At 70.0% G+C, this 22,057-nt stretch carries 18 protein-coding genes and 4 pseudogenes; 13 read left to right on the forward strand and 9 right to left on the reverse strand.

Annotated elements, in window-relative coordinates; all coding sequences use genetic code 11:
- From ACFJGX_RS20095 to ACFJGX_RS20105, 3 genes are read left to right on the forward strand one after another with little or no spacing between them, the layout of a single operon-like run.
- Window positions 1-897, forward strand: a complete 897-nt coding sequence (locus tag ACFJGX_RS20095; protein ID WP_382324205.1) for an ABC transporter ATP-binding protein — start codon at window positions 1-3, stop codon at window positions 895-897.
- Window positions 894-1,769, forward strand: coding sequence for an ABC transporter permease (locus tag ACFJGX_RS20100; protein WP_382324203.1), 876 nt, complete (start codon window positions 894-896; stop codon window positions 1,767-1,769). Before ACFJGX_RS20095 ends, ACFJGX_RS20100 begins: the two co-directional genes overlap by 4 nt.
- Window positions 1,766-3,289 (forward strand): FAD/NAD(P)-binding protein, encoded by a 1,524-nt coding sequence (locus ACFJGX_RS20105; RefSeq protein WP_382324201.1) that lies wholly within the window; start codon window positions 1,766-1,768, stop codon window positions 3,287-3,289. Before ACFJGX_RS20100 ends, ACFJGX_RS20105 begins: the two co-directional genes overlap by 4 nt.
- On the opposite strand, the gene ACFJGX_RS20110 is transcribed toward ACFJGX_RS20105, so the two are convergent.
- The 4 genes and pseudogenes from ACFJGX_RS20110 to ACFJGX_RS20125 form a co-directional block, all read right to left on the reverse strand.
- Window positions 3,208-3,642 (reverse strand): tetratricopeptide repeat protein, encoded by a 435-nt coding sequence (locus ACFJGX_RS20110; RefSeq protein ID WP_382324199.1) that lies wholly within the window; start codon window positions 3,640-3,642, stop codon window positions 3,208-3,210. The two genes, ACFJGX_RS20105 and ACFJGX_RS20110, sit on opposite strands and share 82 nt — an antisense overlap.
- A 55-nt stretch (window positions 3,643-3,697) precedes the next feature.
- Window positions 3,698-4,438: pseudogene (locus ACFJGX_RS20115) on the reverse strand (ABC transporter ATP-binding protein); the annotation flags it as partial.
- 5 nt (window positions 4,439-4,443) lie between these two features.
- Window positions 4,444-5,283: an ABC transporter permease gene (locus tag ACFJGX_RS20120; protein ID WP_382324197.1), complete on the reverse strand. Its 840-nt coding sequence runs from the start codon at window positions 5,281-5,283 to the stop codon at window positions 4,444-4,446.
- Between the two features lie 7 nt (window positions 5,284-5,290).
- Entirely contained in the window at window positions 5,291-6,382 is a 1,092-nt protein-coding gene (locus ACFJGX_RS20125) for an ABC transporter substrate-binding protein (protein ID WP_382326880.1), read from the reverse strand.
- 176 nt (window positions 6,383-6,558) lie between these two features.
- Between ACFJGX_RS20125 and ACFJGX_RS20130 the strand changes: the two genes are divergently transcribed.
- From ACFJGX_RS20130 to ACFJGX_RS20145, 4 genes and pseudogenes are all read left to right on the forward strand, one after another.
- Entirely contained in the window at window positions 6,559-7,404 is an 846-nt protein-coding gene (locus ACFJGX_RS20130; protein WP_382326882.1) for a transporter substrate-binding domain-containing protein, read from the forward strand.
- 354 nt (window positions 7,405-7,758) lie between these two features.
- Window positions 7,759-8,412: pseudogene (locus ACFJGX_RS20135) on the forward strand (cytochrome-c peroxidase); the annotation flags it as partial.
- A gap of 117 nt (window positions 8,413-8,529) precedes the next feature.
- Entirely contained in the window at window positions 8,530-9,303 is a 774-nt protein-coding gene (locus ACFJGX_RS20140) for an SDR family oxidoreductase (RefSeq protein WP_382324189.1), read from the forward strand.
- Window positions 9,304-9,451: 148 nt separating this feature from the next.
- Entirely contained in the window at window positions 9,452-10,351 is a 900-nt protein-coding gene (locus ACFJGX_RS20145) for a LysR family transcriptional regulator (protein ID WP_382324187.1), read from the forward strand.
- Here the strand turns inward: ACFJGX_RS20145 and ACFJGX_RS20150 are convergent, their stop codons facing one another.
- The gene (locus ACFJGX_RS20150) at window positions 10,352-11,704 is read right to left on the reverse strand and encodes an LLM class flavin-dependent oxidoreductase (RefSeq protein ID WP_382326884.1); all 1,353 of its coding nucleotides are present in this window, start codon (window positions 11,702-11,704) and stop codon (window positions 10,352-10,354) included.
- Between the two features lie 339 nt (window positions 11,705-12,043).
- Between ACFJGX_RS20150 and ACFJGX_RS20155 the strand changes: the two genes are divergently transcribed.
- The 4 genes and pseudogenes from ACFJGX_RS20155 (at window position 12,044) to ACFJGX_RS20170 (ending at window position 16,402) form a co-directional block, all read left to right on the forward strand.
- On the forward strand, window positions 12,044-12,511 hold the full coding sequence (locus tag ACFJGX_RS20155) for a rhodanese-like domain-containing protein (RefSeq protein ID WP_382324183.1): 468 nt from the start codon (window positions 12,044-12,046) through the stop codon (window positions 12,509-12,511).
- A 115-nt stretch (window positions 12,512-12,626) separates the two neighbouring features.
- Window positions 12,627-13,574 (forward strand): serine O-acetyltransferase EpsC, encoded by a 948-nt coding sequence (gene epsC, locus ACFJGX_RS20160; RefSeq protein ID WP_382324181.1) that lies wholly within the window; start codon window positions 12,627-12,629, stop codon window positions 13,572-13,574.
- 108 nt (window positions 13,575-13,682) lie between these two features.
- The gene (locus ACFJGX_RS20165; protein ID WP_291112362.1) at window positions 13,683-14,612 is read left to right on the forward strand and encodes a family 2A encapsulin nanocompartment shell protein; all 930 of its coding nucleotides are present in this window, start codon (window positions 13,683-13,685) and stop codon (window positions 14,610-14,612) included.
- A pseudogene (locus ACFJGX_RS20170) lies at window positions 14,587-16,402 on the forward strand (family 2A encapsulin nanocompartment cargo protein cysteine desulfurase). The gene ACFJGX_RS20165 and the pseudogene ACFJGX_RS20170 overlap by 26 nt, the downstream one beginning before the upstream one ends.
- Before the next feature lie 9 nt (window positions 16,403-16,411).
- Here ACFJGX_RS20170 and tam read toward each other — a convergent pair.
- The gene (tam, locus tag ACFJGX_RS20175; RefSeq protein ID WP_382324177.1) at window positions 16,412-17,176 is read right to left on the reverse strand and encodes a trans-aconitate 2-methyltransferase; all 765 of its coding nucleotides are present in this window, start codon (window positions 17,174-17,176) and stop codon (window positions 16,412-16,414) included.
- 169 nt (window positions 17,177-17,345) lie between these two features.
- Between tam and ACFJGX_RS20180 the strand changes: the two genes are divergently transcribed.
- Window positions 17,346-18,308 carry a tripartite tricarboxylate transporter substrate-binding protein gene (locus ACFJGX_RS20180; RefSeq protein WP_382324176.1) on the forward strand — a complete coding sequence of 321 codons (963 nt, stop codon included), beginning with the start codon at window positions 17,346-17,348 and terminating at the stop codon, window positions 18,306-18,308.
- Here ACFJGX_RS20180 and ACFJGX_RS20185 read toward each other — a convergent pair.
- From ACFJGX_RS20185 to ACFJGX_RS20195, 3 genes are all read right to left on the reverse strand, one after another.
- Window positions 18,298-19,233, reverse strand: coding sequence for an MBL fold metallo-hydrolase (locus ACFJGX_RS20185; RefSeq protein ID WP_382326886.1), 936 nt, complete (start codon window positions 19,231-19,233; stop codon window positions 18,298-18,300). The genes ACFJGX_RS20180 and ACFJGX_RS20185 overlap by 11 nt on opposite strands.
- Before the next feature lie 82 nt (window positions 19,234-19,315).
- A complete protein-coding gene (locus ACFJGX_RS20190; protein WP_382326888.1) occupies window positions 19,316-20,653 on the reverse strand; it encodes an LLM class flavin-dependent oxidoreductase in 1,338 nt (445 codons plus the stop codon).
- A complete protein-coding gene (locus tag ACFJGX_RS20195) occupies window positions 20,650-21,216 on the reverse strand; it encodes a hypothetical protein (protein ID WP_382158744.1) in 567 nt (188 codons plus the stop codon). Before ACFJGX_RS20195 ends, ACFJGX_RS20190 begins: the two co-directional genes overlap by 4 nt.
- A gap of 183 nt (window positions 21,217-21,399) precedes the next feature.
- Here ACFJGX_RS20195 and ACFJGX_RS20200 point away from each other — a divergent pair.
- A pseudogene (locus tag ACFJGX_RS20200) lies at window positions 21,400-22,048 on the forward strand (peroxiredoxin).
- Window positions 22,049-22,057: the final 9 nt, after the last annotated feature.

A 22,057-nucleotide genomic window follows, 5' to 3' on the forward strand; every position in this document is an offset into this window, starting at 1 on the left:
ATGAACCCGGCCCACGTGCTGCAGCGCCACGCCATCGGCACGCCGATGCAGGACCTGCTGCGCGCCACGCGCGAGCAGGAGGGCGGCGCGGTGTTCGGCCCCGAGAAAGTGCCCACGGCCGCCCTGCCCCGGCCGCTGCTGGACTTCGATGGCGTCTCGCTGGAGTACGCGACCGACCAGCAGGTGGTGCGCGCCACGCACCGCGTGAGCCTGTCGGTGTTCGAGGCCGAGCGTTATGTGCTGCTCGGGCCTTCGGGCTGCGGCAAGAGCACGCTGCTGAAGGCGGCGGCCGGTTTCATCGCACCGCGCGAGGGCCAGATCCGGCTCGACGGCCAGGCCATCACCGGCCCGGGGCCGGACCGCATCGTGGTGTTCCAGGAATTCGACCAGTTGCCGCCCTGGAAGACGGTGCTGGGCAATGTGATGTTCCCGCTGCGCGCCACCGGGCGCCTGGCCCGCGCCGAGGCGCTGGAGCGCGCGCACGCGGTGCTCGAACAGGTGGGCCTGGCCGATTTCGCGAACGCCTACCCGCACCAGCTCTCGGGCGGCATGAAGCAGCGCGTGGCGATCGCTCGCGCCCTGGCCATGCAGCCGCGCGTGCTGCTGATGGACGAGCCCTTCGCCTCGCTGGACGCCCTCACGCGCCGCCGCATGCAGGAAGAGCTGCTCGCGCTGTGGGAGACGGTGCGCTTCACGCTGCTGTTCGTCACGCACTCCATTGAAGAAGCCCTGGTGGTGGGCAGCCGCATCGGTGTGCTCTCGCCGCACCCGGGCCGCCTGCGCGCCGAGATCCAGGCGCACGCATTCGGCCTGGGCAGCAGCGGCGGCCCCGCCTTCCAGGCCGCCACCCAACGCATCCACGGCCTGCTGTTCGGGCCCGAGACCCCCCACCCATGAGCCTGGCCGACGCCCTGCCCCCGATCCGGCCCGAGGCCGAATACCCGCTGCCCGCGCTGGGCGACACCCCGGCCGAGCGCCCCCTGCCCTGGCAGCGCCGCGTGTGGCAGCAGGCCTGGGTGCGAAAGACCCTGATCCTGCTCGCGCTGGCGCTGCTGTGGGAAGTGCTCGCGCGCTGGCAGGACAACGATCTGCTGCTGCCCACCTTCGCGCAGACCGCGCGCGCCTTCGCCGAGGGCCTGGCGGGCGGCGAGCTGCTGCTGCGCGCCCGCGCTTCCTTGGCCGTGCTGCTGCAGGGCTACCTGCTCGGCATCGTGGCCGCCTTCGTGCTCACCACGCTGGCCGTGTCCACCCAGATCGGGCGCGACCTGCTGGCCACGCTCACGTCCATGTTCAACCCGCTGCCGGCGATCGCGCTGCTGCCGCTGGCGCTGCTGTGGTTCGGTCTGGGCAACGGCAGCCTGGTCTTCGTGCTGGTGCACTCGGTGCTGTGGCCGCTGGCCCTGCGCACCTTCGCGGGCTTCCAGGCCGTGCCCGAGACCCTGCGCATGGCCGGGCGCAACTACGGGCTGCGCGGTGTGCGCTACGTGCTGCTGATCCTGGTGCCCTCGGCCCTGCCGGCCATCCTCTCGGGCCTGAAGATCGGCTGGGCCTTTGCCTGGCGCACGCTGATCGCCGCCGAGCTCGTGTTCGGCGTGTCCTCCGGCAAAGGCGGCCTGGGCTGGTACATCTTCCAGAACCGCAACGAGCTCTACACCGACAAGGTGTTCGCCGGCCTGGTGATGGTGATCCTCATCGGCCTGCTGGTGGAGAACGTGGTGTTCCAGACGGTCGAAAAACTCACCATCCGCCGCTGGGGTGTGGCGCGATGAGCGCGCCGCGCCGCATCACCATCGTCGGCGGTGGTTTCTCGGGCGTGAGCGCGGCCGTGCAGCTGGTGCGCCACAGCCCGGTGCCGCTGGCGGTCACGCTGATCGAATCGCGCGACCGCGTCGGCCCCGGCCTGGCCTATGCCACGCACGACCCCGACCACCGCCTCAACGGACCGACCTGGGTGCACGCGGTCGACCCCGTCGACGGCGAGCACTTCACGCGCTGGTGCGAAACGCACGGCGTGTTCGAGGCAGACCCGCAGGCCGTTCAGGCCAATGGCACGGCCTTCGTGCGCCGCGCGGTGCTGGGTGCCTACCTCGAAGCCATGGTGCGCGGCCACGCCACCTGGGCGGCCACGGGCTCGACCATCCGCACCCTGCAGGACCGCGCCGTGCACGCCTGGGAGGCCGACGGCGAGGTCACCACCGTCACAGAACACGGGCAGACGCTGACGGCCGACCTGCTGGTGCTCGCCACCGGCAACGCCGAGCCGCGCCTGCAGGCCCCGCTGGACCCGGCGCTGGCGCAACACCCGGGCGTGATCGAGAACCCACTGGTGACCGCTCGGCTGCTGGGCATTCCGCGCGAGGCGCGCGTGCTCATCATCGGCAGCGGCCTGACCTCGCTGGACGTGGTCTCCACGCTGCAGCGGCAAGGGCACGCGGGTGGCGTCACGGTGGTCTCGCGCCGGGGCCTGCGCCCACGCGCGCAACCGCTGGCCAGCGGCGTGGTGGCCCACCCGGTCGGGCGCCAGAACCTGGACCGCCTGCTCGGCCCCGCGCCCGCTTTCCTCACCGAGGTGAAGCCCGAGCTGCGCACCTGGATCAAGACCCTGCGCGCGCGCATCCGCGACAGCGTGGCGCGCGGCGAGAACTGGAATGTGCCCTTCGACGAGCTGCGCGACGCCGTGTGGCAACTCTGGCCCACGCTGCCGCCGGCGCAGCAGCGCCGCTTCCTGCGCAGCGTGCGCCCCTGGTACGACGTGCACCGCTTCCGTTCGCCACCGCAGACGGAAGCCATCCACCGCGAAGCCCTGGCCGCCGGCCGGGTGGTGCACCTGGCCGCGCGGCTGCGCTCGCTGGCGGTGCAGGCCGGCACGCACCGCATCGACGCCATGCTGCAGCCCTCGGGCGGCGGCGCGCCGCGCACCGAGGCCTTCGACGTGGTGGTGAACTGCACCGGCCTGGACGCCGCCGCGCGCACCGCCGGCAACCCCCTGCTGCAGGCCCTGGTGTCGCACGGCACGCTGCGCGCCGACGCCTGCGGCATCGGCTACGCGGTGGATGCGAACTGCCGCGTGATCGACAGCGAAGGCGAAGCGCTGTCGCGCATCCGCCTGATCGGCCCGCCCACGCTGGGCACCTTCGGCGACCCGGGCGGGGCCATGTTCATCGCGGCGCAGATCCACCGCATGCTGCCGGACGTGTTCGGGACGCTTCAGCGCCCGGCCTTGTCGACCGCCTTCTTGAGCAGCTCGTATTCCGCGCAGGGCTTGGCGGTGCAGAGCAATTCCAGGTAACGCAGGTTCTTGCGCGCGCCGGCCACGTCGCCCAGCGCCAGGAACAGCTCGCCCTGGTACTCCAGCGCCGGCCGGTGCTCGGGGTCGTACAGCAGGGCTTCGCGGTACCAGCGCCCCGCTTCCTCGTAGCGCTTGAGCTGGCGCAGGCTGTAGCCGAGCAGGTTGTAGACCTCGGCGTGCTGCACGGTCTCGCTCAGCGCCGTGAGCCGCTGCACCGCCTTGGTGTACTCGCCGGCGTACACCAGCGCGCGCACGGCGGAGAGGTCGGGCAGGTCGGACGACGGCGGAGTGCCCGCCGCGCCCAGCGCCAGCGGCGCGGCCGCCAGGGCGGCGGTGATGAGCCACCGCCTCATTCAGGCCTCCGCCAGTTGCGCGGCCGCGTGCGGCACCGCCTCGCCCATCGCCGACCAGGATCTCGCGCTTGAGCGCCGCGAACGCCGGGCTCACGCGGTCGCGCGGGCCGGGTGGCAGGTCCACCTTCACCTGTTTGACGATGCGGCCGGGGTTGGCGTTCATCACGATCACGGTGTCGCTCAGGAAGATGGCCTCGTCCACGTCGTGCGTCACCAGGATCATGGTCACGCCCTCGGCGCGCCAGATGCGCAGCAGCTCTTCCTGCAGGCGCACGCGCGTGAGCGCGTCCAGCGCGCCCAGGGGTTCGTCGAGCAGCAGGATCTCGGGCTGGCCGACCAGGCCGCGCGCGATCGCGCCGCGCTGCGCCATGCCGCCCGAGAGCTCGTGCGGGTAGGCCTTCTCGAAGCCCTGCAGGCCCACCAGATCGATGTGCGACTGGATGGTGCGGCGCTGCTGCTCGGGCGGGAGCGTGGAATTGGTCAGCGCCAGGCCGATGTTCTGCTCCAGCGTCATCCAGGGCAGCAGGCGGTGGTCCTGGAACACGATGCCGCGCGAGAGGCTGGTGCCGGCGATGCGCTCGCCGTGCAGCAGGATGTCGCCCTCGTAGTCCTTGTCCAGACCGAGGATGAGCCGCAGCAGCGTGGACTTGCCGCAGCCGCTGGGGCCGACCAGCGTCACGAAGGCGCCGGGCTCGACGTTGAAGCTGGCGTTGACCAGCGCGTCCAGGCGCGGGCGGCCGGGCACGGCATAGCTTTTGGAGACGGCCTTGACTTCAAGGCGACCGGGTTCTGCCATGGTGTTTATCCTTCAAAGCCTTGTTTCCAGCGCAGCACGCGGCGCTGCAGCAGGTACATGGTGCGGTCGATGCCGAAGCCCACCAGGCCGATGATCACCATGCAGACCAGCAGCTGGTCGGTGAGCAGCAGGCCCTGCGCGCGAAAGATCAGGAAGCCCAGGCCTTCGAGGCCGCTCAGGCCTTCGGCCACCACCACCAGCGCCCAGGCCAGGCCGGCCGCGTAGCGCAGCGAGACCATGATGGTCGGCGTGGCGGCCGGCAGGATGATCTTGCGCACCAGCTGCCAGCGGGTGAGCGTCATCACCTCGGCCAGCTCGATGTAGCTCTTGTCCACGCTGCGAATGCCCTGCAGCGTGTTGAGAAAGACCGGGAAGAACACGGTCTTGGCGATCACCAGGATCTTGGCCGGCGCGCCCAGGCCCAGCCACAGCACGATCAGCGGAAACCAGGCGATGCCGGGGATGTGGCGGATGGTGTCGAAGGTGGGCGAGAGGAATTGTTCGAAGCGCTTGGAGAGGCCCGCGCCCACGCCCAGCACCACGGCGGCGAAGGCGCCGTACAGGAAACCCTGCGCGACGAGGGACAGGCTGACGGCGAAGTCCCAGAGCAGCTTCTGCTCCGTCAGCATCTTGAAGAAAGCCTCCACCACCTTGATGGGGGCGGGCAGGAAGACCGGGTCGATCCATTCCAGGCTGGCCGCCGTCTGCCACAGCAGCAGCACCCCGGCCGGCAGCAGGAAGCCGATCGCGCGGCTGGGCGCCAGCCATTGCTGGAGCTTCGTCGCGAAGGACGAAGCTTCCGACGCTGGCGCCGTGGAGGGAAGGTTGTGCGTCAGCGTGTTCATGGCGCGCTCAGTGGTAGATCGAGTGCGAGCCGCCGGCGAAGAAGCGGCCGTCCACGAAGGCGTCCACCTGCGCGTCGGTCAGGCGGCGTTCGCTCAGGATGTCGTCGCCCTGCTTCACGTACCAGTCGATGAAGGTCTTGATGGAGTTGCGCGCGCGCTGGGCATTGGGCTCGCCGGCCATGAACTCCCATTGGCCCAGGTGGGTGATCTGGAACTCTGCCACTTCCACCGGCACGCGGGTTTCGCGCGAGACGATCTTGGCGGCCTCGTCCACGTTGTCCAGCGTCCAGGCCATGGCGCGTTCGCGCGAGGCCAGGAAGGCTTTGACCGCGTCGGGGTACTTGTTGACGAACTCGCGCTTGGCGAAGTAGGTCACGCGGCCTGCGTGGTTCACGTACACGCCGTCGTCCGGCACGTGGCCGATCACCTTGAGCTTGCCCGAGAGCCAGGCGCCGGTGGCGTTGCCCGCGGCCAGGTGGGTGGTGGTGGCATCGAGCGCGCCGGAGATCACCGCCGAGATCGCCACGGTGGGGTTGTCGATCGATTCGTAGCGCACGCGGCCCTTGGTCTGGCGCGTGTCCAGCGGCAGGCCCACCGAGTTCAAGGCCTCGGTGGGGGCGGACCAGTAGCAGCTGATGCGGCTGCTGCCGAACTTCTTGCCGTCCAGATCGGCCAGCGTGTTCACCGACTTGTTCGACACGGCGGCGAGCACCGGCGCGCGGTAGCGGTTGGAGGTCTCGGAGGCCCAGATGATCACGCCGTCCAGGCCGTTGGCGCGGTGCACCGTGGCCGGGTAGATCATGCGCTGCGCGATCGAGATCGCGCCCTTGCTGAGGGCGCCCGTTTCGGCGCCCACCAGCTCCGCACCGCCCGAGGCGATGAGGTTGACTTCCTTGGTGCCGACCTTGCTGAACTCTTCCTTGAAGATGCCCTTCTCGCGGGCGATCACCGTCCACGGTGTGAGCTGCAGGTTGATCGCCGGCAGCACCTCGGCGGCGGCGGTGCCGGCCTGGCCGATCAGGCCCAGGGCCAGGGCGGCGGCGCTGCTCAGGGCGCGCAAGCGGTTGCGGGGGCTTCTGTGTTTCGTCACGACGGTCATGAGGTTCTCCAAGGGTTCGTCTGTCAGGTGGTGTGAATGACGCGCCGATTCTTGGGGCGGAGCGCGCGCCGGCCAACGAAGGAAAACGGACACCGATATGCGGCCGCAAATGGCGCAGATGCTTATGCGCATTTCGAGCCACACGAACGCGGGGGCGCGCCCAGAATGCCCTTCCCATGAGTTTCCTCGACGCTTCCCCCGAACGCCCGCTGCGCCCGCTGGCCTGGCTCACCGCGCTGGGCATCGGCGCGCTGTGCGCGGCGGTGTTCATGGCGATCGAATCGCGCGCCGCCGCGGCCGCGCCCTTGCCGCTGAAGCAGCTGCGCATCGGCGTGGCGCCCACCACCCTGCCCGTGAGCACCGGCGAGCGCGACTACACCAACGCCGGCTTCGAGGCGGTCTACGCGCAGGAACTGGCGCGGCACCTGGGCGTGGACGCGCTCATCGTGCCGCTGCCGCCCGGCGCGCAGGCGCAGGCCTTGCGCCAGGGCGACGTGGACCTGGTGCTGACGCGCGCCGACGAGGCGCGCCAGAAGGAAGACGGTCTGCGCGTGCTGCGCACGGGCTACCAGTCGGGCCTGAGCGTTTCGATGCGCTCGGACACCGACGTGCGCGCCTGGACCGACCTGGCCGGGCGCGTGGTGTGCGTGACGGCCGACAATCCGCGCGCCCACGCGCAGGCGGCGCGCATCCAGGGACAACTCAAGGTCTTCGACGCGCCGGCCCAGGCCCTGGTGCAGGTGCGCACCGGCGAGTGCGCGGCGGCCATCCTCGACGGCTCGCAGCTGGAGCCGCTGCTGGCGCAGAAGGAATGGCGCAAGTTCTCCGCCACCCTGCCCGCCACGCGCGACAGCGCGCTGCAGGCCTGGCTGGCCGAGGGCCGCGACGAACTGGCCGCGCCCATCCGCGCCGCGGTGCAGGAGATCGGCTCGACGGCCGCCTGGGCGCAGCGGCGCCAGAAGTGGGCGGCCAACGTCGCGTTCGAGGTCTACTTCGACCAGACGGGGCCGGACTGCCATTGAGCCGGCGGTGGCTCACGGCGCTGGCGATCGCGCTCGGCCTGAGCGGCCCGGTGGTCGCGGGCGAGCCGCTGCGCGCCTTGTACGAGAAACCGGCCAACCAATGGCCTGCGCCCTGGGTCGATGAAGGTGTGGCCTTCGTGGAGCTGGGGGCCTTGCCGCCACCGCCCGCGCCACCCAACCACCTCGTGCAACTGGGCCAGCGCCTGTTCTTCGACGCCCGCCTCTCCGCGAGCGGCCACGTGGCCTGCGCCAGCTGCCACCGGCCCGACCAGGGCTGGACCGTGCGCACGCCCACGGCCACCGGTGTGAGGGGCGCGCCGGGCCGGCGCAACCCGCCCGGCCTGCAGGACGTGCGCAACGCGGGCGCACTGGGCCTGGGACGGCGCGGCCCGCTCGCTCGCGGAACAATCGCTGCGGCCCCTGACCGACCCGCGCGAGATCGCCAACGCCTCTCTCCACGCTGTCGGCCGGCGCATGGCCCTGTCACCCGCCCGGATCGGCGAGGCCCTCGCGGCCTTCCAGCACACGCTGCACGAACGCAGCCGCTTCGACCGCTTCGCGCAGGGCGAACACCGCGCGCTGACCGACCTGGAACTCCAGGGCCTGCACCTGTTCCGCACCAGCGCGCGCTGCGCCAACTGCCACTTCGGCCCCACCCTGAGCGACGGCCGCTTCCACAACCTCGGCATCGCCTTCGTCGGCGAGCCTTCGCAAGACCTCGGCCGTTTCGAGGTGACGCGGCGGTGCGAGGACGTGGGCCGCTTTCGCACCGCCAGCCTGCGCGGGGTCTCGCGCACCGCGCCCTACATGCACCACGGCCTGTTCGATTCGCTGCAAGGCGTATTGAACCTCTATGCTCGCGGCGGCGGCGACCCGCGCAATGGCCGCGCGGGCGTGGCGGCCGACCCGCTGTACGCCTGCGCGCAGCGCCGCTCGCCCCACCTGAAGCCGCTGCCGCTGAGCGCGGCGGACATCGTCGCGCTGCAGGCCTTTCTGCGGACCCTGTGACCCCGGCATTGGACCGGTTTCCTGAACAATGCATCCAGCCAGCACGGGCTGATCTCCCGCCTGCCGCTGCCTAGACTGGGTGTTCCTTCCATCCATCCTTCACAGGGAAACATGACCATGGCACAGCACTCCATCGACGGCAAGGTGGTCCTCATCGCCGGCGGCGCCAAGAACCTCGGCGGCCTGATCGCCCGCGACCTCGCCCAGCACGGCGCCCGCGCGGTCGCCATCCACTACAACAGCGCCGCCAGCAAGGCCGATGCCGACGCCACGGTGGGCGCCATCCGCGCCGCGGGCGCGCAGGCGGTCGCGATCCAGGCGGACCTCACCACGGCGGGCGCGGTCGAGAAACTGTTCGCCGACACCATCGCGGCCGTGGGCCGGCCCGACATCGCCATCAACACGGTGGGCAAGGTGCTCAAGAAGCCGTTCGCCGAGATCAGCGAGGCCGAGTACGACGAGATGGCCGCCGTCAATGCCAAGTCCGCCTTTTTCTTCCTCAAGGAAGCGGGCCGGCACGTCAACGACAACGGCAAGGTCTGCACCCTGGTGACCTCGCTGCTGGGGGCCTTCACGCCCTTCTACGCGGCGTACGCGGGCACCAAGGCACCGGTGGAGCACTACACCCGCGCGGCGGCCAAGGAATTCGGCGCGCGCGGCATCTCGGTGACGGCCGTGGGCCCGGGCCCGATGGACACGCCCTTCTTCTACGGCCAGGAAGGCAGCGACGCGGTGGCGTACCACAGGACCGCCGCCGCCCTCTCGCCCCGTTCGAAGACGGGCCTGACCGACATCGAGGACGTGGTGCCCTTCATCCGCCATCTCGTGAGCGACGGCTGGTGGATCACGGGCCAGACGATCCTGATCAACGGCGGCTACACCACGAAGTAATGACACCCCCCTGCGCCGCTGCGCGGCTTCCCCCCTCCGTGGCGCGCCTTCGGCGCTTCGAGGGGGGACGGCATCTCGGGCCGGCGCAGCCGGACCCTGGATGCCTCTGGACGATACCAACCCCGCTGCCGTGGGCTAAATTCGGTCCATGGACAAGCTTGAGCAGTACCGGGTGTTCGTTCAGGTCGCGGAGATGAGCAGCTTCATCAAGGCCGCGCACGCGCTGGAGCTGCCGCGCGCCTCGGTGTCGGCGGCCATCCAGCAGCTCGAGGCCACCCTGGGCACGCGCCTGCTGCACCGCACGACCCGGCAGGTGCGGCCCACGGCCGATGGCCTGCAGCTGCTGGAGCGTGCGCGAGCGCTGCTGGCCGAGGCCGAGGACATCGACCAGCTGTTCCAGGCCGGCCAGCGCAAGGTCTCGGGGCGGCTCAAGGTGGATGTGCCCAGCCGCATCGCGCGCCGGCTGGTCGCGCCGGCCCTGCCGGGCTTCCTGCGCCGCTACCCCCGGCTGCAGGTGGCGCTGGGTTCGACCGACCGCGCCATCGATCTGGTGCAGGAAGGGGTGGACTGCGCGGTGCGCTTCGGCACCCTGCAGGACAGCAGCCTCGTGGTGCGCCCGCTCGGGCAAGTGGCGCTGATCAACTGCGCCAGCCCCGACTACCTGGCCGAGCATGGCGTGCCGGCGCAGCCCGACGATCTGGCGCGAGGGCACTGGGCGGTGGGCTACGCCTCCGCCTCCAACGGGCGCGAGCTGGCCTGGGAGCTCCCGCCCTCGGCCCGGGCGCTGCAGGTGCCCAGCCGCGTGCTCGTCAACAACGCCGAGAGCTACATCGCCTGCTGCGCGGCGGGCTTGGGCCTGATCCAGATCCCGCGCTTCGACGTGCAGCACCTGCTGGACCGGGGCCAGCTGGTCGAGGTGCTGCCCGGGTTCCGCGCGGCGGCCATGCCGGTGTCGCTGGTCTACCCGCACCGGCGGCAGCGCTCGCGCCGGCTCATCGCGTTCATCGAGTGGTTCGAGGCGCTGATGCAGCCGCACCTCGACCGCTGATCAGGCCGCCAGGCGCGCGGCCGCCGCGTGGCGGCCGACCGGGCGCTCCAGACCGAGGTTCTCGCGCAGCGTGCGGCCTTCGTAGGCGGTGCGGAACAGGCCGCGGCGCTGCAGCTCGGGCACCACCAGGTCCACGAACTCGTTGAGCGAGGCGGGCAGCACCGGCGGCATCACGTTGAAGCCATCGGCCGCGCCGTTCTCGAACCATTCCTGCATGCGGTCGGCGATGGTCTGTGGCGTGCCGATCACCACCCAGTGCCCGCGCGCACCCGCCAGGTATTCGTAGAGCTGGCGCACGGTGAAGCGCTCGCGGCGCGCGAGCTCGATCACCACGTGCGCGCGGCTGTTGATGCCCTTGGGCGGCTCGGGGTAGTACGGCGGCGGCGCATCCAGGTTCCAGCGGCGCAGGTCTTCGCCGGGCCAGAACGGCACCAGGGTGGAGAGGCCCACCGAGGGGTGGATCAGCGCCTGCAGCTCGGCCCATTTGGCCTGCGCCTCGGCCTCGGTGCGGCCGATCACGGGCGAGATGCCGGGCAGCACCAGCAGCTGCTCGGGCCGGCGGCCGTACTTGGCCATGCGGCCCTTCACGTCCTGGTAGAAGGCCTGGGCTTCGGCCAGGCTGGTCCAGGCGGTGAAGATGGCCTCGGCGGTGGCGGCCGCGAGTTCCTTGCCGTCTTCGGACGAACCGGCCTGCACGATCACCGGGTGGCCCTGCGGCGAGCGCTCCAGGTTGAGCGGCCCCTTGACCTTGAGGTGCTTGCCGATGTGGTTGAGCTCGTGCAGCTTGGCCGGGTCGAAGTACACGCCGGACTCGCGGTCGCGCACGAAGGCGTCGTCCTCGAAGCTGTCCCACAGGCCCTTGACCACGTCCACGAACTCGGTGGCCTTGGCGTAGCGCTCGCCGGGCGAGGGGTGCGCGTCCAGGCCGAAGTTGCCGTGCACGCTGTCGTTGCTGGTGGTCACCACGTTCCAGGCCGCGCGGCCCTTGCTGATGTGATCCAGCGAGGCGAACTTGCGCGCGAGCAGGTAGGGGTCTTCGTAGGTGGTGGACGCGGTGGCGACGAAGCCGATGTGTTTCGTCACCGCCGAGAGCGCGGCCCACAGCGTGACCGGTTCGAAGTGCGAGATGCGGCCCTGGCGGCTGAAGGACTCGTCGTCGCCCGTGCCCCAGATGCCCGGGCTGTCGGCGACGAAGACCTGGTCGAACAGGCCGCGCTCGGCCGTCTGCGCGACCTCGATGTAGTGGTCGATGTTGGTGCCCGAGTCGATCTGCGAGCCCGGGTGGCGCCAGGCGGCGACGTGGTGGCCGGTGGCGATGATGAAGGCGCCAAGGCGCAGTTGTCGTTTGCTCATGCGGGTGTGCTCCCAGTGGATCGAGCCCGCCAATCTAGGCGCGCATGCGGCCCCGAGGAAGGAAACAAACCGCATATCCATAGCCGTTCTGATTCGTTGCGGCAACGCAGCATGCGGCCTAGCATTCATGCACCGGTGTTGGAAACGACTGGTCCGGCCGATGCGGGGATGCAGAGAACCCTGGTTGTCTCCTGGGGGGAGGATTGCATCGGCCGGTTTTTTTTTGGAGCGTGACCCTGGCTCAGATGTTTGGGCAATTAAGAAACAAAAAAACAATGGTTTGTGTGTTGAAGCGGCGCTTTTAGAGTGCATTCCAACTTCACACCAAGGGTCTCCAACATGACGGTTGCCATCGAATCCCCCACGCTGCTCGACGCCCTGGACGCCATCGGGCGCGACGCCCAGGCCCGGGGCCTGCCCTACGCGGGTGGCATCCCGCCCGAACTCGCCTGGTCGCTGGTCTCGGCCGGCGAAGCCCGGCTGGTGGATGTGCGCAGCGCGGAAGAGCGCAAGTTCGTGGGCCATGTGCCCGACAGCCTGCACGTGCCCTGGGCCACGGGCACCAGCCTCACGCGCAACCCGCGCTTCGTGCGCGAGCTCGAAGCCAAGGTCGGCAAGGAAGCGCGCGTGCTGCTGCTGTGCCGCAGCGGCAAGCGCTCGGCGCTGGCGGCCGAGGCCGCCACCAAGGCCGGCTTCACGCAGGTGTTCAACGTGCTCGAAGGTTTCGAGGGCGAGATCGACGCGCAGCAGCACCGCGGCGGTCAGGACGGTTGGCGCTTCCACCAACTCCCATGGGTGCAAGATTGAACACCCCTGCCGCGCTTCGCGCGTCCCCCTCAAGGGGGCAACGCCAGCCGACCGGCAAAGCCGGATCTGCGGCATTTCTGGTTGGGCCACGGCGCGCCAACAGGGTGGTGGTCTCATGAGCGATTCCCGGAAATCGTCTGTGGACGTGCGCTCGCACCTGTTCGACCTGCAGCAGGTCGTGCGCGACCTTGCCGACGTGCGCCAACGCTGGCGCACCGCGCAGAAGCGCTCGCGCGAACCGGGCGGGCGCGAGCTGCCGTCGCGCGACGCGCTTGGCAATATCCTCGACGGGCTGCGCGGCGCCCTGTTTCCCATGCGCCTGGGCCCGCCCGACCTGCGCCAGGAGAGCGAGGACTTCTACATCGGCCACACGCTGGATGCCACGCTGCATGCGCTGCTGGGCCAGGTGCGGCTGGAGCTGCGCTACCAGCACCGCCACGCGGGCGGCACCGACGAAGCGGCCACCGAACAGCAGGCGCGCGAACTGGTGCGCGACTTCGCGCACTCGCTGCCCCGGCTGCGCGAGCTGCTCGACAGCGACGTGGTGGCGGCCTACGAGGGCGACCCCGCCGCGCGCAGCGTGGACGAGGTGCTGCTGTGTTACCCCGGCATCCAGGCCATGATCCACCACCGTGTGGCGCACCGCTTCTACCAGCTGGGTGTGCCGCTGCTCGCGCGCATCGTGGCCGAGCTCGCGCACGGCGCGACAGGCATCGACATCCACCCCGGCGCGTCCATCGGCGCGGGCTTCTTCATCGACCACGGCACCGGCGTCGTGATCGGCGAGACCGCCGTCATCGGCCAGCGCGTGCGCGTGTACCAGGCGGTCACGCTGGGCGCCAAGCGTTTCCCCACCGATGAGAACGGCCACCTGAGCAAGGGCCTGGCGCGCCACCCCGTGGTGGAGGACGACGTGGTGATCTACGCCGGCGCCACCGTGCTCGGGCGCGTGACCATCGGCCGCGGCGCCACCATCGGCGGCAACCTGTGGGTCACGCACGACGTGGCCGCCGGCGCCAACCTGAGCCAGGCCCGATCGCGGGAGGTCACCGCCAGCCCCTGATCGACCGCCACCGAGCTTTCCCCGCCCTTCCCCCTTCGCCGCGTCGCTTCGGCCGCACGCGTGGGGCCTTCTTTTGCCTTTTTTCAACCACCGAGCCACGGAGCCTTCATGTCTGACCCAACCCCCTCGCAACTGGCGCTGAGCGACAACGCCGCGCGCCAACTGGCCAATGCCACCAAGACGGCCCCCGTGCTGTCGACCATCAGCCCGCGCTGGCTCACGCATCTGCTGCAATGGCAGCCGGTGGAGGCCGGCATCTACCGCCTCAACAAGGTGAAGAACCCGCAGGACGTGGAGGTGCTGTGCGCCAAGCGCGACGAGAGCGAGCTGCCCTCGACCTACGTGGACTACGAAGACCAGCCGCGCGAGTACTTCCTGAACGCCGTCTCCACGGTGCTGGACGTGCACACCCGCGTGTCCGACCTCTACAGCAGCCCGCACGACCAGATCAAGGAACAGCTGCGCCTGACCATCGAGACCATCAAGGAAAAGCAGGAAAGCGAGCTGATCAACAACGCCGACTACGGCCTGCTGGCCAGCGTGCACCCGGACCAGATCGTCTACCCGCTCACCGGCGCGCCCACGCCCGACGACCTGGACGAACTGCTCACCAAGGTGTGGAAGGAGCCGGCCTTCTTCCTCACGCACCCGCTGGCCATCGCCGCCTTCGGCCGCGAGTGCACGCGCCGGGGCGTGCCGCCGCCCACCGTGAGCCTGTTCGGCTCGCAGTTCCTCACCTGGCGCGGCATCCCGCTGATTCCGAGCGACAAGGTGCCCGTGGCCGATGGCAAGACCAAGATCCTGCTGCTGCGCGTGGGCGACAAGCGCCAGGGCGTGGTGGGCCTGTACCAGCCGGGTCTGGCCGGCGAGCAGAGCCCGGGCCTGTCGGTGCGCTTCATGGGCATCAACCGCAGCGCCATCGCCTCGTACCTGATCTCGCTGTACTGCTCGCTCGCGGTGCAGACCGAGGACGCACTGGCCGTGCTGGAAGACGTTGAAGTGGGCAAGTTCCATGACTATCCAGACACCTACAAGTGAGCGGCCGCCGGCCGGCCTGCCCGACCTGGCGGCGCTGAACCAGCTCGCGGGCGCGTTCTTCGCCGCCCTGCCCGGCTCGCCGCCCACGCTGCCCACCACCCCATTGGGTGGCGTGCCGGCACCGGTGAACGTGTTGCCTGGCGGCAGCTCGCTCGGGCCTTTGGCCCAGGGCCCGCAGCTGCCCGGCACGCTGGCGCCCGGCGCGAACCTGGCGCCCACCTCGCCACAGAGCGTGCTCTCGCTGGGCGCGTCCGCGCCTTCGCTGGTGCCGCACTCGACCGCGCCCAACGGCCTGCCCGACCACGCCGCGATCGTGCCGCCCGCACTCGACGGCCGCGTGGGCACGCAGGCCCTGGGCGTGCCGCCCTCGGACCGCGTGACCGCGCAGTCCTTCGGCCTGCCGGGCGCGGACGACCTGCGCGAGCTGCTCGCCACGCCACCGCGCCACAGCGCGGCACCAGGCAACGCCCCCACCGACACGGCGGGCGCGTTCTACTTCACGCAGGGCCTGCAGACGCCGCAAGGCTTCGCCACCCAGGCGCCGCAGGCCGACGCGGCGCGCCACCCGCCGTTCGACGTGAACGCGGTGCGACGTGACTTCCCCATCCTGCAGGAGCGCGTGAACGGCCGGCAGCTGGTGTGGTTCGACAACGCGGCCACCACGCACAAGCCGCAGTCGGTGATCGACCGCATCGCCCACTTCTACGAGCACGAGAACTCCAACATCCACCGCGCCGCGCACGCGCTGGCGGCCCGCGCGACCGACGCCTACGAGAGCGCGCGCGAGAAGGTGCGCGCCTTCCTGGGCGCGTCGTCGGTGGAGGAAATCATCTTCGTGCGCGGCGCCACCGAGGCCATCAACCTGGTGGCGAAAACCTGGGGGCGCGAAAAACGTGGGCGCAGGCGACGAGATCATCGTCTCGCACCTGGAGCACCACGCCAACATCGTGCCCTGGCAGCAGCTCGCGGCCGAGAAGGGCGCGGTGATCCGCGTGATCCCGGTGGACGACAGCGGCCAGGTGCGGCTGGACGAGTACCAGAAGCTGCTCAACAGCCGCACGAAGATCGTGGCCGTCACCCAGGTCTCGAACGCGCTGGGCACGGTGGTGCCGGTGCGGGAGATCGTGGCGCTGGCGCACCGCGCGGGCGCGAAAGCGCTGGTGGACGGCGCGCAGTCGGTGAGCCACCTGCGCGTGGACGTGCAGGCGATCGACGCCGACTTCTTCGTGTTCTCCGGCCACAAGGTGTTCGGCCCGACCGGCATCGGCGTGGTCTACGGCAAGCGCGAACTGCTGGACGACATGCCGCCCTGGCAAGGCGGCGGCAACATGATCGCGGACGTGACTTTCGAGCGCACCGTGTTCCAGCCGCCGCCCAACAAGTTCGAGGCCGGCACCGGCAACATCGCCGACGCGGTGGGCCTGGGCGCGGCGATCGACTACGTGCAGCGCATCGGGCTGGAGAACATCGCGCGCTACGAGCACGACCTGCTGGCCTACGCCACGCACCACCTGCAACCCATTCCGGGCGTGCGCCTGATCGGCACCGCGCGGGACAAGGCCAGCGTGCTGTCCTTCGTGCTGCAGGGCCACAGCACGGAGGAAGTGGGCCAGGCGCTGAACGAGGAAGGCATCGCGGTGCGTTCGGGCCACCACTGCGCGCAACCCATCCTGCGGCGCTTCGGCGTGGAGGCCACGGTGCGGCCCTCGCTGGCGTTCTACAACACCTGCGAAGAGGTGGACCGCTTCATCGCGGTGGTGCGGCGGCTCAGCTCGGGCCGGCGGCGGTAGCCCGAAGCCTCAGCGGCTGGCGACGATGAACAGCCGGGGGAAAGGCAGCAGCACCGTGCCATCGGCCAGCGCGGGATAGGCCTGGGTGATGGCGGCGAGGTAGCGGGCGAGGAAGGCCGCTTTCTCGCCGCCGTCCAGCGGCGCCAGGTAGGGCCGCAGGGCCGAGCCCTTGAACCACTCCACCACCGCCTCGGGGCCGCCCGAGAGCGGGTGGAAGTAGGTGGTGCGCCAGACATCGACCGCCGCGCAGCGCGGCTTGAGCAACTGGTAATAGAACGCGGCGTCGTGCCGCGCGGGGTGCTTCACGCTCCCGATCTTGCTCGCCCAGGGCCCTTGCGCCGCGACCTCGCGCGCGAGGCGGTGCGCCGGCTCTTCAAGGTTGTCGGGCGTCTGCACGGCCAGGCTGCCGCCGGGCGCCAGCCGGCTCAGCAGGCGCGGGTAGAGCGTGGCGTGGTCGGGCAGCCATTGCAGCGAGGCGTTGGCCAGGATCACGTCGAACGACTCGACCGGGTTCCAGGCCTCGATGTCGGCGAGTTCGAAGCGGATGCCGGGCAGGCGCTCGCGCGCCGCGGCCAGCATGTCGTCGGAGCTGTCCAGACCCGTCACCCGGGCCTGCGGAAACCGGTCGGCCAGCACCTCGGTGGAATTGCCCGGGCCGCAGCCCAGGTCGATCGCGACCTGCACGCCGCGCGCCGGCAAGGCGGCCACCAGGTCGCGCACCGGGCGCGTGCGCTCTTGTTCAAAGGCCGAGTAGGTGCGGGCGGACCACGTCATCGTGTGTGCTCTCCATGGGTGGGATCGGCCTCCATTGTGCGCAGGAAGCCATGCCCCTGGCGAAGACCGAGTATCGATCTGCGAAAAGCGCATTGGCGCGGATGCGGGCGCCTGCCTACGCTGCCGGGTTCGCCGTCATTCGACGGCCTTTCAACCCAAGGATGTTTGCATGAACTCGAAGGTGCTCCAAGTCACCGCCCTCTCGCTGGTTTCCCTGGTCGCCGCGGTGGCTCCCGCCCTGGCGCAGACGCCGGCCTACCCCACCAAACCCATCACCCTGGTGGTGCCCTACCCGCCCGGCGGGCCGAACGACACGATCGCCCGCGCCCTCGGGCCGGAGCTGGCCAAGGCGCTCGCGGTGCCGGTGGTGATCGAGAACAAGCCGGGCGCCGCCGGCAACATCGGCACCGGCCACACCGCCCGCGCCGCGGCGGACGGCTACACCATCGCCCTGCCCGGCTCCGCGCTGTCGATCAACACCGTGATCTTCGACAACGCGCCTTACAAGATCGGCGACTTCCGCGCGGTCGGCATGGTGGCGCAGGGCCCGGTGGTGGCCGTGGCCCACCCGTCGCTGAACATCAAGACCATCGCGCAGCTGGTGGCCCACGCCAAGGCGAACCCGGGCAAGCTGTCTTTCCCCTCGGGTGGCAAGGGCACCTCGCCCTACCTGGCGGGCGAGCTGCTCAAGAACACCGCGAACATCGACATGGTGCACGTGCCCTACAAGGGCACGGGCGAGTTCATTCCCGACCTGCTCGCGGGCCGGGTGCCGGTGGCCTTCGTGAGCCCGCTGATCGCGCGCCAGCACGTGGACACGGGCGCCCTGGTGCCACTGGCCACCACCGGCACCAAGCGCCTGCGCGGCTGGGAGACCCTGCCCACGGTCGAAGAAGCGGGCGTCGCCGGGTTCCGCGTGCTGCCCTGGTACGCCGTGGTCGTGCCCGCGGCCACGCCCACCCCCGTGGTGAACAAGCTCAACGCCGCGCTGCAGCAGGCCCTGGCCTCGGCCGAGATCCAGAAGAAGCTGGTGGACCTGGGCCTGGACGCGCTGCCCGGCACCGCCGACGACGCGCAGGCCGTGGTGGTGCAGGAAGTACAGCTCTGGAAGAACGTGAAACTCAGCGACTGACCGTCAACGCTGGACCACCTGGCCGCCCGGCAGCACCGAGAAGGTCTCGAAATGCCGGGGCAGCACCTGCGCCGCCGCGGGTGCCACCCGGCGCACCTCTTTCTGGAAGATCTCGGCGTGCGCCAGCGCGCTGCTCTGGTCCGCGCCGTAGGGGAAGGTCTGCACGTCCCAGTGCGCTGCGCACCACCACCTTGGGCAGGCCGGTGGCGCGCAGCAGGCGCTCGGTGTAGCGGAAGATCTGCAGACGCGGCCGGGCCGAGGGCACCAGCACGATGGACGGTGTGAGGCCCTGCACCTCGCGCTCGATGTAGTTCATGGAGCCGAACATCAGGATCTCGTGGTGCCGGAAGCGCACCAGGTAGCCGAAGGTGCCGCCTTCGGAAAACGCCTTCAGCGGCAGCGGCCCCTGAAGGCCCTCGGGCACGATGCCGGCGTCGAAATAGCACTTGTCGCACAGGGCGGAATGCAGGCTGGGAATGACGCGGATCGAGAGCTCGCCGAAGTCGTAGTCCTCGCCACCGCGCACCGGCACCAGCTGCGGTTCGGCCACGCCGTAGGCGCGGGCGATGTTGGTGGCGCTGTAGGAGCCGACCACGTGCGCGCCGGTTTTCTTCGCGATGTGCGGCATGTCCATGCAATGGTTGAAGTGCGCATGCGACAGCAGGATGTGCGTGGCTTCGTGGATGTGCCGGTCGATGGTCTCGGCGTCGCTGGGCACGATCTCGTCGAAGCTGTAGGCGGGGCGCTCGTCGCCCGGCGCGGCGTTCGCGGGCAGCATGCCGAAGCGGTTGCCACTGTAGCGCAGGCGGGTGAAGTACGGGTCCAGCAAGACGGTGTGTTTGCCGTCGGTGATCTTCCAGGCCGCTGATCCGTAGTGGGTCAGCTCGATTCTTCCATCCTCGAAATAGGTGCGGTCAACGCTCACGAACAATCCTCGGCTTCTTGGGTTAAACCGGCCATCATGCGAGGCCGGCCCCTCGGTGCGCAAAGAAGGTTTTCGCGATTGCTTATGCGTTCGACGGCGATGGGAAGAAGCGGTTGTCGGGCCGGGGCAGGCCCAGGTTCTCGCGCAGGGTGCTGCCTTCGTACTCGCGGCGCAGCAGGCCGCGCCGCTGCAGCTCGGGCACCACGTGGTCCACGAAGGCGTCCAGCCCGCCGGGCAGCCAGGGGAACATCACGTTGAAGCCGTCGCTGCCCTCGGTGTCCAGCCATTCCTGCATCTCGTCGGCAATGGTCTGCGCCGTGCCCACGAAGGCCAGGCCAGCGTAGCCGCCCAGCCGCTGGGCCAGCTGGCGCACCGTGAGGTTCTCGCGCCGGGCCAGCTCGATGGTGCGCTCGCGCGTGCTCTGGCTCGCGTTGGTGGGCGGCACCTCGGGCAGCGGCGCATCGAGATCAAAACCCGAGACATCGTGGCCCAGCGCGATGGACAACGAGGCGATCGCGCTGTCGGTGTGCACCAGGCCGTCGAGCCGCGCGCGGATCGCTTTCGCCTCGGCCACGGAATCGGCCACCACCACGAAGGCGCCGGGCAGCACCTTGAGGTGGTCGCGGTCGCGGCCGATCTTTTCCATGCGGCCTTTCACGTCCGCATAGAAGTGCCGCGCGTTGTCCAGCGTGCCCGGGGCGGAGAACACCACCTCGGCCGTTTCGGCCGCGAGCTGGCGCCCAGCTTCCGAGGCGCCGGCCTGCACGATCACCGGCCAGCCCTGCACCGGCCGCGCGATGTGCAGCGGGCCGCGCACCGAGAAATACGGCCCCTTGTGGTTGAGCACGTGCAGGCGCTCGGGGTCGAAGAAGCGACCACTCTGCGCATCGCGGACGAACGCGTCGTCGGCCCAGCTGTCCCACAGGCCGGTGACCACGTCGTGGAACTCGCGGGCGCGCACGTAGCGCTGGTCGTGCTCCATGTGATCTTCAAGACCGAAGTTGCGCGCCGCGTCCGGGTTGCTGGTGGTCACGATGTTCCAGCCCGCGCGGCCGTGGCTCAGGTGGTCCAGCGACGCGAAGCGCCGGGCGATGTGAAACGGTTCCTCGAACGTGGTGGAGGCCGTGGCCACCAGCCCGATGTGGCGCGTGTGCTGCGCCAGGGCCGAGAGCAGCGTGAAGGGCTCGAACGAGGTCACCGTGTGGCTGCGCTGCAGGGCCTCGATCGGCATGTTCAGCACGGCCAGGTGATCGGCCATGAAGAAGGCGTCGAAGCGCGCGGCCTCCAGGCGCTTGATGAGGTACTTCAGGCGCTCGAAGTTGAAGTTCGCGTCGGCCCAGGCGCCGGGGTAGCGCCAGGCACCGGTGTGAATGCTGACGGGGCGCATGAACGCGCCCAGCCGCAGCTGGCGCCGGCTCATGCCTCGCTGCCTTCGATGTCCTCGCCCAGCTCGTGCAGCAGGTGTTCGACGAAGGCCTCCATCGGCGGCAGACCCGGTGGCAGGGAGCGGCCGGTGTGCAGCGGAAACCAGCCGCGCCGGCCCGCGCTCAGCCGCAGGAAGACCACGTCGGGCGACTCGCCCGCGTCGAACACATGCGGCACGCCCGCCGGCAGCCACACCCAGTCCCCAGCCTCGCACAACACACCGGTGAAACCGGCCGAGGTGCGCACGCTCAGCAGCGCCGTGCCCTTCAGGAAGACGCAGGCCACGGCGTCCTCGCTGGTGAGCTCCTGAGGGCGCGGGTGCGCGCCGTCGTAACCCGGGTGGCTGAAGCGCACGCGCTCCGACACGTGCGCGCCGAGTTGCCGCCGCAACTCGACCAGCGCTTTCGCATGATCCACCACGGCATCGCCCGGCTCGGGCCCGTCCACCCAGCGCCCCCAGCGCACGCCCACCGACGCGGCGGCCGGGCAGGCAGCACCTTCGCACACCGAAGTGGACAACCAGAGACCGTCGGCATCGAACGTCGCAACAGCAGCCATGCGGTCCAGTGTCCGCGCGCTCCGCCACCCACACAACGACGCATTCGGACTTAGCTCATGCGCTCAGCGTCTATGCGCACCCATATGCCCACAAGCCATAAACAAACTACTTCATAGTCGTTTGGTTATTTGGACGGCGTCAACAGAATGCAGTTTTGCATTTGAACAACCAGGAGCCCTCTCATGAGCAACACCACCCTTCGACTCGGCGACACCGCTCCCGACTTCACGCAAGACTCCACCGCCGGCCCCATCCACTTCCACGACTGGGCGGGCGACAGCTGGGTCGTGCTCTTCTCGCACCCGGCCGACTTCACACCCGTGTGCACCACCGAACTCGGCAAGACCGCCGCGCTCTCGGGCGAATTCGCCAAGCGCAACGTCAAACCCATCGCCGTCAGCGTCGACCCGCTGGACTCGCACGGCAAATGGGTGCTCGACATCAACGAGACCCAGAACACCACGGTGAACTTCCCCATCCTCGCCGATGCGGACAAGAAAGTCGCCACGCTCTACGACATGATCCACCCCAACGCATCGGCCACCGCCACCGTGCGCAGCGTGTTCATCATCGACCCCAAGAAAGTGATCCGCACCACGCTGACCTACCCCGCCAGCACCGGCCGCAACTTCGACGAGATCCTGCGCGTCATCGACTCGCTGCAACTCACCGACAGCCACAAGGCTGCGCACGCCCGCCAACTGGAAAGACGGCGACGACGTGGTGATCGTGCCCAGCCTGCAAGACCCGGCCGAGATCGCACAACGCTTCCCCAAGGGCTTCAAGGCCGTGCGGCCCTACCTGCGCCTCACCCCGCAGCCCAACCGCTGAGGGTTCGCC

Origin of the sequence: Hydrogenophaga sp. UC242_50 (genome assembly GCF_042697355.1) — a bacterium.
In the GTDB taxonomy this organism is placed as follows: Bacteria; Pseudomonadota; Gammaproteobacteria; order Burkholderiales; family Burkholderiaceae_C; genus Hydrogenophaga.

What these genes read in the sequence shown, in the direction of transcription:
- ACFJGX_RS20105 (WP_382324201.1), top strand. Translation starts at nt 1,766, where the DNA reads ATGAGCGCGCCGCGCCGCATCACCATCGTCGGCGGTGGTTTCTCGGGC.
- ACFJGX_RS20190 (WP_382326888.1), bottom strand. Translation starts at nt 20,653, where the DNA reads ATGAGCCGGCGCCAGCTGCGGCTGGGCGCGTTCATGCGCCCCGTCAGC.
- ACFJGX_RS20140 (WP_382324189.1), top strand. Translation starts at nt 8,530, where the DNA reads ATGGCACAGCACTCCATCGACGGCAAGGTGGTCCTCATCGCCGGCGGC.
- ACFJGX_RS20145 (WP_382324187.1), top strand. Translation starts at nt 9,452, where the DNA reads ATGGACAAGCTTGAGCAGTACCGGGTGTTCGTTCAGGTCGCGGAGATG.
- ACFJGX_RS20130 (WP_382326882.1), top strand. Translation starts at nt 6,559, where the DNA reads ATGAGTTTCCTCGACGCTTCCCCCGAACGCCCGCTGCGCCCGCTGGCC.
- ACFJGX_RS20095 (WP_382324205.1), top strand. Translation starts at nt 1, where the DNA reads ATGAACCCGGCCCACGTGCTGCAGCGCCACGCCATCGGCACGCCGATG.
- ACFJGX_RS20165 (WP_291112362.1), top strand. Translation starts at nt 13,683, where the DNA reads ATGTCTGACCCAACCCCCTCGCAACTGGCGCTGAGCGACAACGCCGCG.
- ACFJGX_RS20155 (WP_382324183.1), top strand. Translation starts at nt 12,044, where the DNA reads ATGACGGTTGCCATCGAATCCCCCACGCTGCTCGACGCCCTGGACGCC.
- epsC (WP_382324181.1), top strand. Translation starts at nt 12,627, where the DNA reads ATGAGCGATTCCCGGAAATCGTCTGTGGACGTGCGCTCGCACCTGTTC.
- ACFJGX_RS20180 (WP_382324176.1), top strand. Translation starts at nt 17,346, where the DNA reads ATGAACTCGAAGGTGCTCCAAGTCACCGCCCTCTCGCTGGTTTCCCTG.
- ACFJGX_RS20195 (WP_382158744.1), bottom strand. Translation starts at nt 21,216, where the DNA reads ATGGCTGCTGTTGCGACGTTCGATGCCGACGGTCTCTGGTTGTCCACT.
- tam (WP_382324177.1), bottom strand. Translation starts at nt 17,176, where the DNA reads ATGACGTGGTCCGCCCGCACCTACTCGGCCTTTGAACAAGAGCGCACG.
- ACFJGX_RS20125 (WP_382326880.1), bottom strand. Translation starts at nt 6,382, where the DNA reads ATGACCGTCGTGACGAAACACAGAAGCCCCCGCAACCGCTTGCGCGCC.
- ACFJGX_RS20110 (WP_382324199.1), bottom strand. Translation starts at nt 3,642, where the DNA reads ATGAGGCGGTGGCTCATCACCGCCGCCCTGGCGGCCGCGCCGCTGGCG.
- ACFJGX_RS20120 (WP_382324197.1), bottom strand. Translation starts at nt 5,283, where the DNA reads ATGAACACGCTGACGCACAACCTTCCCTCCACGGCGCCAGCGTCGGAA.
- ACFJGX_RS20100 (WP_382324203.1), top strand. Translation starts at nt 894, where the DNA reads ATGAGCCTGGCCGACGCCCTGCCCCCGATCCGGCCCGAGGCCGAATAC.
- ACFJGX_RS20150 (WP_382326884.1), bottom strand. Translation starts at nt 11,704, where the DNA reads ATGAGCAAACGACAACTGCGCCTTGGCGCCTTCATCATCGCCACCGGC.